This is a genomic window from Nostoc sp. CHAB 5715, assembly GCF_020829685.1.
Lineage (GTDB): Bacteria > Cyanobacteriota > Cyanobacteriia > Cyanobacteriales > Nostocaceae > Nostoc.
On record NZ_JAIVFR010000094.1, the window covers coordinates 1 to 11,731 of the forward strand.

Below are 11,731 nucleotides of genomic sequence, written 5' to 3' on the forward strand. Positions count from 1 at the left end.
ATTACACTCGCCAAAATGGCGAACAAAATGTCCATACAGTCATTTGTCCTTTGTCATTTGTCATTAGTCATTTGTCCTTTGTCATTTGTCCTTTGTCAATAACTAATGACCAATACTTCGACTACGCTACTTCAGCTGCGCTCAGTACAAGTCAGTACAAGTGACTAATGACCAATGACTAATGACTAATGACTATTTGTGTGTGTGTGGTCGTGAAGAGGAATTATAAGTAAAATGCGTTTATCTCCCATGTTGCTGGCAGCAGTAGCAATTACAGTCCCTTTGGGCGGTTCATTTAGTGCAAATGCAGAAACCGCCAACAGTTCAAAACAGACAACAGAAGTTTTGACACTAGAAACAAATCAGCGACCAGAAAAGGATACTGGTCAGGTTGATAGTAAAAGTTTAGAATCTCGACCTAATCCGACAGGGGTTATGGAGGCAAAGAAATCCCGCATTGTCGCAGTTTACCCTGCCAATCCAGCAGCAATGCCTGCGGTGGTCACTGAGTCTTGGGAGAGCGTAGCCGTTGGCGCAGCCTCTCGTAGAGAAGGGCGCAGCCGAAGTGCGGGCTATGCCTACGCAACCCCAGAGGTAATAGTGCCAACCTCCACAACGCCAAAAACTGCACAAACCCCTCAAATCGATCCTAACCCTACTCAACAGCCATCTCCCGCTCCAGACATTCCACCGCCAGAAATTCAACAACCAACGCCTTCCCCAACTCCTGAGACTACTCCAGTCCCAGAAAATCTCAACCCACCGACAACGGAACCTTTATTACCTACAACTCCAGAACCATCTGCCACTCCTGATCTTCCATTCCCAGGTAGTCAACAAAGAACCCCTGCCCCAAGCCCAGGTGCGACTCCCACTCCGCAGAATGTTAACCCGCCGACAACTCCGGGAGATACTCAACCAAACACAGCCCCAGAAGCCAATGACCCTCGCGTACTGGTATCGGAAGTAGTAATTAGATCACAGACTGGGCAACTACCACCAGGACTCGAAGACCAAGTTTATAGAGTAATTCGTACCCAACCAGGACGAACGACAACCCGCAGCCAACTGCAAGAAGATATTAACGCCATCTTTGGTACTGGCTTTTTCTCCAACGTCCAAGCATCGCCTGAAGATACCCCCTTGGGAGTCCGAGTGAGCTTTGTTGTACAGCCTAACCCCGTTTTAAGCAAGGTAGAAGTGCAAGCCAATCCTGGCACTGGTGTTGCTTCTGTACTCCCAGCTAATACTGTGGATGAAGTATTTCGGGAGCAGTATGGCAAAATCCTCAACTTGCGTGACTTGCAAGAAGGCATCAAGCAGTTAAACAAGCGGTATCAAGACCAAGGTTACGTACTAGCCAACGTGATTGGAGCGCCACAAGTCTCTGAAAACGGAGTTGTTACCTTGCAAGTAGCAGAAGGTGTAGTAGAGAATATTAGAGTCCGGTTCCGCAATAAAGAAGGTCAGGAGACAGACGAGAAAGGACAACCGATTCGGGGACGGACACAGGATTACATCATTACGCGAGAAGTGGAGTTGAAGCCGGGACAAGTATTTAATCGCAACACAGTACAAAAAGACCTACAGCGCGTGTATGGACTGGGACTGTTTGAAGATGTGAATGTCTCCCTTGACCCTGGTACTGACCCTAGCAAGGTGGATGTAATTGTAAATGTGGCTGAACGCAGCAGTGGTTCTATTGCGGCTGGGGCAGGGATTAGTTCTGCTAGTGGACTTTTTGGAACAGTTAGCTATCAACAGCAAAACCTGAACGGTAGGAACCAAAAACTGGGAGCAGAAGTACAGGTGGGAGAACGGGAACTGCTGTTTGACGTGCGATATACTGACCCCTGGATAGCCGGAGATCCTTACCGGACTTCCTATACAACCAATCTTTTTCGCCGCAGTTCCATTTCATTGATCTTTGATGGCCAAGATGAAGATATTAGGACGTTTGACCCAGGTAATCCTACTAATACAGATGCTCAGGATCGCCCCCGGATTCTCCGTCTAGGTGGTGGTGTCACCTTTACCCGTCCCCTCTCCGGCAATCCTTACAAAACTTCAGTCTGGACTGCCTCAGCAGGTTTACAGTATCAACGAGTTTCTGCGCGTGATGCTGATGGCAACCTCAGAAAAACAGGAGCCGTATTTGATGATGATAACGGCAACCGCATCAGTGAAGAAATTCCACTAACCTTATCTGACGGTGGTCAAGACGATTTACTACTGTTGCAACTGGGAGCACAGCGCGATCTCCGTAATAACCCATTGCAACCCACTAGCGGTTCTTATCTCCGCTTTGGGGTTGATCAGTCGGTTCCCGTCGGGTTAGGAAACATTTTACTCACCAGATTTCGGGGAAGCTACAGCCAATATTTACCCATCAAGCTGATTAGCCTCTCCAAAGGCGCACAAACCTTAGCATTTAACCTGCAAGCAGGAACTATCCTTGGTGACTTGCCTCCCTACGAAGCCTTTACCATTGGTGGCAGCAACTCCGTTCGGGGTTATGAAGAAGGAGCATTAGCTAGTGGACGCTCTTATGTGCAAGCATCAGTAGAGTATCGGTTTCCAGTTTTTTCAGTAGTTAGCGGCGCACTATTCTTTGATCTCGGCAGCGATCTCGGAACTAGTACTAGGGCGGCTGAAGTTTTGAACAAAAATGGTAGTGGCTACGGCTATGGTCTCGGCGTTCGCGTCCAGTCTCCACTGGGTCCAATTCGGATTGACTACGGTATCAACGATGATGGTGATAACCGGATTAATTTCGGTATTGGCGAAAGGTTTTAATTTGTCATTAGTCATTAGTCATTGGTCATTAGTGAATCACAAAGGACAAAGGACAAAGGACAAATGACAATTATCTTTTTTAAATTAGCTTGCTAATTTTGACATTTACCTCAATACTGTTCCGATAAAGGGATTAATGACATTTTTAAGGGAATATCAGGGATTTTACCAAAACAGACGATGAACAATACTAAAGGAAATATACTGTCTTTTAGGCTATGCAACAGCACACTCTAGCTGGGGAAATCACCCAAATAGGGGTGGGATTGCATAGCGGTGTTAGTACCCAGGTGCGGATACTACCAGCTGAGACGGGAAGTGGACGCTACTTTGTACGGGTAGATTTACCGGATTTGCCGATCATTCCAGCCCAAGTTGGGGCAGTTAGTCACACTGTTCTCTCAACTCAGTTAGGCAAGGGTGAGGTATCCGTCCGCACGGTAGAACATTTGTTGGCAGCGCTTTCGGGTATGGGTGTGGATAATGCCCGGATTGAAATTGATAGTCCAGAAGTTCCACTTTTAGATGGTTCAGCAAGTGTATGGACAGCCAACATTGCCCAAGTTGGCTTAGTATCACAACCCTTTAACAACCAAGTTCCCAAGGCTATTACAGAACCAATATGGGTCTATCAAGGCGATGCCTTTGTATGTGCCCTCCCAGCACCAGAAACCCGTTTTAGTTATGGTATTGATTTTGACCTGCCCGCCATTGGTAATCAATGGCATAGTTGGTCACTAACCACCGAACTAGAAAAAGCTTCTGCTAGCTTTGCTGCACAAATTGCTCCCGCCCGGACTTTTGGGTTACTGCATCAAATTGAACACTTACAAAAAACAGGGTTAATTAAAGGTGGCAGTTTGGATAATGCACTCGTTTGTGGGCCAGAAGGGTGGCTAAATCCACCATTAAGATTTGCAAATGAGCCAGTCCGTCATAAAATCTTGGATTTAGTAGGAGATTTAAGTTTACTAGGAACTTTTCCTATTGCTCATTTCTTAGCGTATAAAGCCAGCCACAATTTACACATTCAACTGGCTCAGAGAATTTTAGATTTTGGATTTGAGATTTGAGATTTGATCTAAAGTTTAAAATTCAGGATTATTAAAGCTTTCGATATACGCCTGCCTACTCAACTTTCAGAGAAAAAATTAACCACACGGCCAATGTCAATCCTTACTGAAGTGAATACCATCGATACGGCTACACCTACATCTACCGAATCACAGGCTATAAATGAGACTACAATCATATCTGAGATTAAAACAACCTTTACATCTGAAGAAATTCAAAAATTGCTACCCCACCGCTACCCATTTTTACTTGTAGATAAAATAATTGGCTACATTCCAGGCAAAAAGGCTGTTGGTGTTAAAAATGTCACTATCAACGAACCCCATTTTTCAGGACATTTCCCCGGACGTCCACTGATGCCAGGGGTGCTAATTGTCGAGGCAATGGCACAAGTTGGGGGCATTGTTCTTACTCAAATGTCTTCAGTAGAAGGCAGGTTGTTCGTCTTCGCTGGTATCGATAAAGTCCGCTTTCGCCGCCAGGTTGTACCGGGGGATCAACTAGTAATGACGGTGGAACTGTTATGGGTAAAACAACGTCGTTTCGGTAAGATGCAAGGTCGTGCCGAAGTTGACGGTCAACTTGCTTGTGAAGGGGAATTAATGTTTTCTCTAGTTAATTAAAAGTTTGCTTTCGTGGTATTGGCATAGCCGTGAAATGCCCTTACTGAATCCTGAAAAAGGATCGCAGTTAACAAAAATCCACAACAGCATCTGAATAATTTTTTGATTTTTGACGCCCTCTTTACGAGACGCATTCGCTAACACACTTAACTTGCTTTGCCCGACACTTTCGTTCACTGAAATACTTCACGCTCAACAATGCCAGTTGCCTCAATGGGACGGCAGTCAGTATAACTCTCTTAACCAGGGTAACGCACTGCTTTAAAAACCCCACCCGGCGCTGGCTTATCAAGACAGTTCTGGAGATTCACCCTTGAAAACGCTAATTCATCCAACTGCTGTAATTCATCCGAAATCGGAACTCCACCATACAGTGCAAGTCGGTGCCTATGCTGTGATTGGAGCGCATGTCAAAGTGGGCCCTGAAACAATAATCGGCGCTCATGCCGTGCTAGAGGGGCCTTGTGAAATTGGGGCGCAAAATCAGATTTTTACAGGTGCAGCCATCGGCATGGAACCCCAGGATCTCAAGTTTGTGGGAGAACCAACCTGGGTCAAAATTGGTGATAACAACTTGATTCGTGAGTACGTTACCATTAACCGCGCTACTGGTGCTGGTGAAGCAACGGTGATTGGCGATGGTAACTTACTGATGGCTTATGTCCATGTGGCTCATAACTGCGTGATTGAAGACCAGGTAGTGATTGCTAACTCTGTGGCATTGGCTGGTCATGTTCATATAGAGTCACGCGCTAGGTTGAGTGGGGTTTTAGGTGTCCATCAATTTGTGCATATTGGTAGACAGGCAATGGTGGGAGGTATGGCACGGATTGACCGGGATGTGGCCCCATATATGCTAGTGGAGGGAAATCCGGCGCGGGTACGAACCCTTAATCTTGTCGGACTTAAACGGTCTGGTATGGACTCTACAGATTTGCAAATGCTCAAAAAAGCCTTCCGCATTCTCTACCGCTCTGATTTGCCCTTTAAGGATGCTTTAGAACAGTTGGAATTGTTAGGGAATAGCGAACAGTTACAGCATCTGCGCCGCTTTCTGCTACTTTCTCAAATGCCAGGAAGACGTGGCTTGATTCCCGGTAAAGGGAAAAAAGGCGTGAGTGATGAATCGTGAATTATAAGTTAGAAGTTAGGAGTTATGAGTTAGGAATTATGAGTTATGAGTTAGGAGTTGATAAATTAAATTTTTTAACTGCTAACCCTTCACTGCATCATTCCTAACTCCTCACTTTTAACTCCTAACTCCTAATTTTTAACTCCTCACTCCTAACTATTTATTTCCTAACTTTAATTATAAAATGCGGATATTTATCAGCACTGGCGAAGTATCTGGCGATTTGCAAGGGTCGCTGCTAATTACAGCGCTGAAGCGTCAAGCTGTGGCGATTGGGTTGGAATTAGAGATTGTGGCGCTGGGTGGCGAAAAAATGGTGGAAGCTGGGGCAATTCTGTTGGGAAATACCAGTAGTATTGGCTCAATGGGTATTCTGGAAGGACTGCCTTATATTTTACCGACTCTCCAGGTGCAACGTCAGGCGATCGCTTCCCTAAAACAAAATCCACCTGACTTGGTGGTGCTGATCGATTATATGACTCCCAATCTGGAAATTGGGACTTATATGAAACAGCAGTTACCAGATGTGCCTGTGGTGTATTACATTGCTCCCCAAGAGTGGGCTTGGTCATTAAGTTTGCGTAGAACTAACCGGATTGTTGGTTTTACAGATAAGCTGTTGGCAATTTTCCCACAAGAAGCCCGTTACTTTCGTGATCAAGGGGCAAAAGTTACTTGGGTAGGGCATCCTTTGGTTGACCGAATGCAAGACGCTCCCAGTCGCCAAGCAGCCCGTGCAACACTGGGGATTGCACCAGAACAAATTGCGATCGCACTTCTCCCCGCTTCTCGCCGCCAAGAACTAAAATATCTTTTACCAGTAATTTTTCAAGCCGCCCAAACTATTCAAGCTAAATTACCTGAAGTTCATTTCTGGATTCCCCTATCCCTGGAAGTCTATAGACAGCCAATTGAGCAGGCTATTGAGCGTTACGGTTTACGGGCGACAATTATATCAGGTCAACAAATGAAAATTTTTGCTGCTGCTGATTTAGCCATTAGTAAATCTGGTACTGTCAATTTAGAACTTGCTCTGTTAAATGTGCCGCAAGTTGTAGTTTACCGCCTAAGTTCCCTGACTGCTTGGATCGCTCGTAAAATCCTCAAAGGTTCTATAACCTTTGCATCACCAGCCAATTTAGTAGTGATGAAGCCGATTGTGCCAGAATTTTTACAAGAGCAAGCCACACCAGAGAATATTATCCAAGCAGCGATGGAACTGCTACTCAATCCCAGTCGCAGAGAGCAAACTTTGGCAGATTATAAAGAAATGCGGCAAAGTTTAGGAGAAGTTGGGGTGTGCGATCGCGTTGCTCAAGAAATTTTGCAAATGGTGGCGGGGAGTGGGGATTAGGGAGAGACGCGATTAATCGCGTCTGTACGGAGTGGGGAGTAGAGAAAATTTTGTATATTTAATACGTGATACCCAATCCCAATCTCTTTAAAGGTGTCATGGCTTATGAGATGAAAAAACAAAGAGCGATCGCAGTTGACTTATTCGCCGGTGCGGGGGGTATGACTCTTGGCTTTGAACAAGCTGGCTTTGATGTGCTAGCGTCTGTGGAAATTGACCCCATCCACTGTGCAACACATGAGTTTAACTTCCCTTTTTGCTCAGTGTTATGTAAAAGTGTTGTGGATACAACTGGGGAAGAAATTAGAAATCGATCTGAGATTGGCGATCGCGAAATTGATGTGGTAATTTGTGGCTCACCATGTCAAGGATTCTCTCTAATTGGTAAACGGGCTGTTGATGATCCCCGAAACTCTTTGGTGTTTCACTTTCATCGGCTGGTTTTTGAGCTAAAACCAAAGTTTTTTGTAATGGAAAATGTTCGGGGTATTACAGTTGGCGAACATAAACAAATCCTCCAAACCTTAATTAGCGAGTTTAGAATTCACGGCTATAAAGTAGAAGAAAATTACCAAGTTCTCAACGCTGCACATTACGGAGTACCACAATTCCGTGAGAGATTATTTCTCATAGGTGCAAGGGAGGATGTAGAGTTACCGAAATACCCTCAGCCGATTACTAAACAAGCATTACCAAATAATTTAACTTCTAAAAAAATATCTGATATCTCATTGAGTCCTACAGTATTGGATGCAATTGGAGATTTACCTGAAATAGAAAAATATCCAGAGTTACTAACAAGAGATTGGGTTATAGCAGAATATGAAAAGCCTAGTAACTATGCTCTTGTAGTTCGCGGTATCAAATGCCTAGACGATGATTATTCTTACAAACGAGAATATGATTTGCGAATACTTTCTTCCAGTTTAAGGACAAAACATTCTGCGGAAACTATTAAACGTTTTCAAGATACTCAACAAGGCGAGAGAGAAAAAATTAGTCGTTTTTATAAGTTGCATCCTGCTGGTGTCTGTAATACTTTAAGAGCGGGAACAGATAAGTATAGGGGTTCTTTCACATCTCCTAGACCGATTCATCCAATTACGCCGCGCTGTATTACAGTTAGAGAAGCGGCGAGATTGCATTCTTACCCCGATTGGTTTAGATTTCATGTAACCAAATGGCACGGATTTCGACAAGTTGGAAACTCTGTACCACCGTTACTAGCAAAGGCTGTGGCGGCAGAAATTATTTGCAATTTGAATATTTCGCCTTTTAAGCCGAGTTTCCGATACAAGTTGGGAGAGGAGAAGCTATTACAGTTTAATATGTCGCAAGCGGCACAATATTATCAGCGAGACAGGCAAATGTAACATCTGCAAGATTTTACTATCTCAACCCATCGTTAAACCTTTTAAATAGTTAGGCAGCCTCTCCACTACTACCTAGTTTTTTCTTGAGTATCTCTTCCATTTCTCTCAAATCCTCATCAGTCTGAGGGAATGGATATGTCGGACTATTAGGACTTCTCCGTTTGATTAATGCTTCAATCGCTTCATCATCTTCATGATGAGCTAAAACATATGCTCTAAGTTCTTGACGGGACATTTTGCTAAAGTCGGGCTTCGTCATCGTTAAACTCCCATTGACCATCCGAAAAAATTAGAATCTCTAGGCTCTCAGTTACGCCTGCAAGGATAAACACGATCTTGGTGTTTTGGTTGTAGCGAAATACATGGATAGGTTGATAAGCTGATGCGCGTCTAGATTGTACATTGCAATTGTTAAGACTGTCATGCAGTCAATGGTCATCTGTCCTTTTAAATACTAATGACTAATACTTCGACTACGCTCAGTACAAGTGACAAATGACTAATGACAACCCTCATGAGTAAATATACAATTTTATTTGCGTAACAGCTTATCCATTTGAGAGCATTTGGCAGACTCTGACGCAGGCAAGAGCCTGTTGTGCGGTAGGCATACAATTGTATCTACATGATAGCGAGTAAAATCATACCGTAAAAGGGATGCTGATTTAAAGCGATCCAACTATTTAATATGAAGCTGGGCAATTCCCGCCATACAATTTGGGTTTGATAGTTTGCAACTTGATTTTGGCATTTTTTATGGCGGGCTGTACTAAGTACAGCTTTGCGTAAAATCGTAGCGTTTTTAATGCAAGGGGACGCATTGGTATTGTCAGCCGATGCATTGACATTGTCAGCCGATGCATTGGTATTGTCAGTCGATGCATTGGTATTGTCAGCCGATGCATTGGTATTGTCAGCCGATGCATTGACATTGTCAGCCGATGCATTGGTATTGTCAGCCGATGCATTGGCATTGCAGGGTATTGTCAAATTTAATTCGCTACGAATTAATGAAATGCTGTACTAAGTCCAAGCACGGAAAAATGTACTATCTTCCCAGATATTAGCAGCCGCCAGTGCGATCGCTGTTAATTCTTCCTTTTTAAGAGGCACAAAAGCCCGCGCTATCTTGACATTATTCTCTAATTGTGCGATTGTCTCTGCCGCAATTACACAACAATGTACTCCAGGCTGAGACATTGTGTAACCTAAAGCTTGCTCCATACCTGTCAACCCACCTGATTTGAACAGCCGACCATAAGCCGGGACTTTCATCGCAATCACACCGACATTTTTTTCTTGAGCAACTGGTAGAACCACCGGGATAAATGGATGTGGGTGGTGTTTGTCGGCGGCATTCACAGGAATCAGTGTAGTGTGGAAAGGATAGCGACGTAACCCTTCGGCAATCACTTGAGGGTCGTGATGTCCGGTAATACCTACGAAGCGTACCAATTTTTGTTGTATGGCTTCTTCTAAAGCTTTAATTGCACCAGATGGACTAAAGATGGTGTCGAGTTCTTCAGAAAAAGAAACGTGATGCAACTGCCACAAATCAAGATAATCTGTATTGAGACGTTTAAGCGATCGCTCCAATTCTCGCCATGCACCATCTTGATCTCTTTGATCGGTCTTGCTTGCTAGAAAAACCTTTGAGCGATGGGGTGGTAGCACCTTACCTAAATAATCTTCACTCGGCCCATAACTAGCTGCTGTATCAAAGTAGCGAATGCCAAGTTCCAGCGCTCTTTGAATAATTGCTGTAGCATCACCCTCTTTTCCTTCCCAGGATAGTGGCGTTATTCCTGCTCCTCCTAACCCGAAGATCGGGAGTTTTACTTCCGTGCGTCCCAGCACTCGTTCTGGCATAGTTGCTGGCGGTGTAGCGGTGTTGGTAATATTTTGCCCAAAAGCATTAGTTGCCACAATACCTCCAGTTACAGCAATGCTAGTAATTAGGAAATTACGCCGCGTCTTTCCTTCTGTCATGATTGGCTTTGGGGGCGAAACTACTTTTATTATAAATTTTAACTAGGAGGAATTAAGCTCAGAAAGCAAAATTACTGATAGTTCAGGAACACTCCTAAAGCGCTGATCATTGGTTAATAAAGTAGAGCATTGAGTCAATAGTGCTGTTGCTGCATGGATAGCATCTGGTAATTTGATGTTAATACTGGCACGGAGTTGAGCAGCTTCAATTAAAACCTGACGACTGACAGGAATCACTGTTAAATTCTGTGAATTGATAATCAGTTGTTTGTAAGTTGTCTGTTGAGCTAAGTCCTGATTTTGGAAAGGTTTTACCAATACTTCAGCAAGTGATAATTCACTAGTTACTACACTCAAGTTACCTTGATCAATACTTTGGAATAACTGAGTTAAATCTTGGACAAATGCTGGATGTCCTTCTAAAGCATAGATCCAGATATTGGTATCGAGGTATACATTTGTGCCTTGAATAGCATCTAGAATTCCCATGCATCTCGTTCTTGGCGAATAAACTTATCCACTTCTTCCGGTGTGGCAAAACTGCCTTTAGCAGAGCCGATAAAGCTAATTAGAGACTTTTCAGAATGCTTTGGGGGTGACTCCAGAAGTACTATCACCTCGACAGTTGCACCTGGTGGAAGTTCTGGAGAACAGATTTCTATTACACCACCAGGTTTGACGATCGCCTGTTGCCTGAGTCCATTAAGCATGATAATTTATCCTCATTAGTATCGGAATATTGCATTTATCAGGATAGGTGAAAAGAAGGGCTATCGCACTGCTTTTTCTAGTTTAGCTTTGAGGAGCGATCGCGCTTTGTTTTCTAGCCTTTATTATTTAACTAAACTCGCTGAAGGTACAAATAATGTTCATTTTCGATATACTTAAGCAACTCTTGCAACTTCCTAAGTCGGTTAGTTCCATCCTGATATTCTTTTTTTGAAGGTGAGTCTCCAAGCTCAGTTAATACAGCATTACTTTCGCGGATAATCTCCTCACCTAGAAAACTTCTTAGCTTCTTACGATTACCTTTACTTAACTTAACCAAAGGTATTTTTTCCTCTTCACCCTCTACTAAAATTTTTGTAGGTACAGATTTGCCTATTTTAGAAAAATCAGATTTCGCCAACCACTCATAAATATTTTCTGCTACTTCTACGCTACGTGGCGGTTGATCGGTTGTTGTATAAAAGGTGATATCTAACATTAGCCTTCCTCCTGAGCCTCACGCTCCATAAACTCGCTTTCACGAATCTGTACTCATGCTATATCAGCAGCATCAAACAGCGCCTTAGCAGGTTCACTAATTTTTCCTGTCGTCAGAATTGATACTACTGTTTTTTTATCTATAATTTTCTGCGCCAAGGTTGCATCGATATACTTACGTGTC

The 11,731-nt window shown here is 43.6% G+C and carries 12 protein-coding genes; 7 read left to right on the plus strand and 5 right to left on the minus strand.

The features are described 5' to 3' along the window. Positions 1-234 precede the first annotated feature (234 nt). The 6 genes from LC574_RS07625 (at position 235) to LC574_RS07650 (ending at position 8,352) form a co-directional block, all read left to right on the plus strand. Positions 235-2,796, plus strand: coding sequence for a BamA/TamA family outer membrane protein (locus LC574_RS07625; RefSeq protein ID WP_229452511.1), 2,562 nt, complete (start codon positions 235-237; stop codon positions 2,794-2,796). Positions 2,797-3,014: 218 nt separating this feature from the next. Next, positions 3,015-3,869: a UDP-3-O-acyl-N-acetylglucosamine deacetylase gene (gene lpxC / locus LC574_RS07630; protein ID WP_229452513.1), complete on the plus strand. Its 855-nt coding sequence runs from the start codon at positions 3,015-3,017 to the stop codon at positions 3,867-3,869. A gap of 93 nt (positions 3,870-3,962) precedes the next feature. Next, entirely contained in the window at positions 3,963-4,493 is a 531-nt protein-coding gene (gene fabZ / locus LC574_RS07635; protein ID WP_229452515.1) for a 3-hydroxyacyl-ACP dehydratase FabZ, read from the plus strand. Between the two features lie 313 nt (positions 4,494-4,806). After that, positions 4,807-5,625, plus strand: a complete 819-nt coding sequence (lpxA, locus tag LC574_RS07640) for an acyl-ACP--UDP-N-acetylglucosamine O-acyltransferase (protein WP_229452517.1) — start codon at positions 4,807-4,809, stop codon at positions 5,623-5,625. A 184-nt stretch (positions 5,626-5,809) separates the two neighbouring features. Continuing rightward, positions 5,810-6,979 (plus strand): lipid-A-disaccharide synthase, encoded by a 1,170-nt coding sequence (gene lpxB / locus LC574_RS07645; RefSeq protein ID WP_229452519.1) that lies wholly within the window; start codon positions 5,810-5,812, stop codon positions 6,977-6,979. A gap of 98 nt (positions 6,980-7,077) precedes the next feature. Then, on the plus strand, positions 7,078-8,352 hold the full coding sequence (locus tag LC574_RS07650) for a DNA cytosine methyltransferase (protein WP_229452532.1): 1,275 nt from the start codon (positions 7,078-7,080) through the stop codon (positions 8,350-8,352). 49 nt (positions 8,353-8,401) lie between these two features. Here the strand turns inward: LC574_RS07650 and LC574_RS07655 are convergent, their stop codons facing one another. Continuing rightward, positions 8,402-8,611, minus strand: a complete 210-nt coding sequence (locus tag LC574_RS07655; RefSeq protein ID WP_229452520.1) for a hypothetical protein — start codon at positions 8,609-8,611, stop codon at positions 8,402-8,404. 546 nt (positions 8,612-9,157) lie between these two features. Here LC574_RS07655 and LC574_RS07660 point away from each other — a divergent pair. After that, positions 9,158-9,379: a hypothetical protein gene (locus LC574_RS07660; protein ID WP_229452522.1), complete on the plus strand. Its 222-nt coding sequence runs from the start codon at positions 9,158-9,160 to the stop codon at positions 9,377-9,379. On the opposite strand, the gene LC574_RS07665 is transcribed toward LC574_RS07660, so the two are convergent. The 4 genes from LC574_RS07665 to LC574_RS07680 form a co-directional block, all read right to left on the minus strand. Beyond that, entirely contained in the window at positions 9,376-10,341 is a 966-nt protein-coding gene (locus tag LC574_RS07665) for an aldo/keto reductase (RefSeq protein WP_229452524.1), read from the minus strand. The genes LC574_RS07660 and LC574_RS07665 overlap by 4 nt on opposite strands. 42 nt (positions 10,342-10,383) lie before the next feature. Then, positions 10,384-10,830, minus strand: a complete 447-nt coding sequence (locus LC574_RS07670) for a PIN domain-containing protein (protein WP_229452526.1) — start codon at positions 10,828-10,830, stop codon at positions 10,384-10,386. Beyond that, positions 10,818-11,051 carry a hypothetical protein gene (locus LC574_RS07675; RefSeq protein ID WP_229452528.1) on the minus strand — a complete coding sequence of 78 codons (234 nt, stop codon included), beginning with the start codon at positions 11,049-11,051 and terminating at the stop codon, positions 10,818-10,820. The genes LC574_RS07670 and LC574_RS07675 overlap by 13 nt, the downstream gene beginning before the upstream one ends. Positions 11,052-11,182: 131 nt before the next feature. After that, on the minus strand, positions 11,183-11,548 hold the full coding sequence (locus LC574_RS07680; protein WP_229452530.1) for a hypothetical protein: 366 nt from the start codon (positions 11,546-11,548) through the stop codon (positions 11,183-11,185). Between the last annotated feature and the right edge of the window lie 183 nt (positions 11,549-11,731).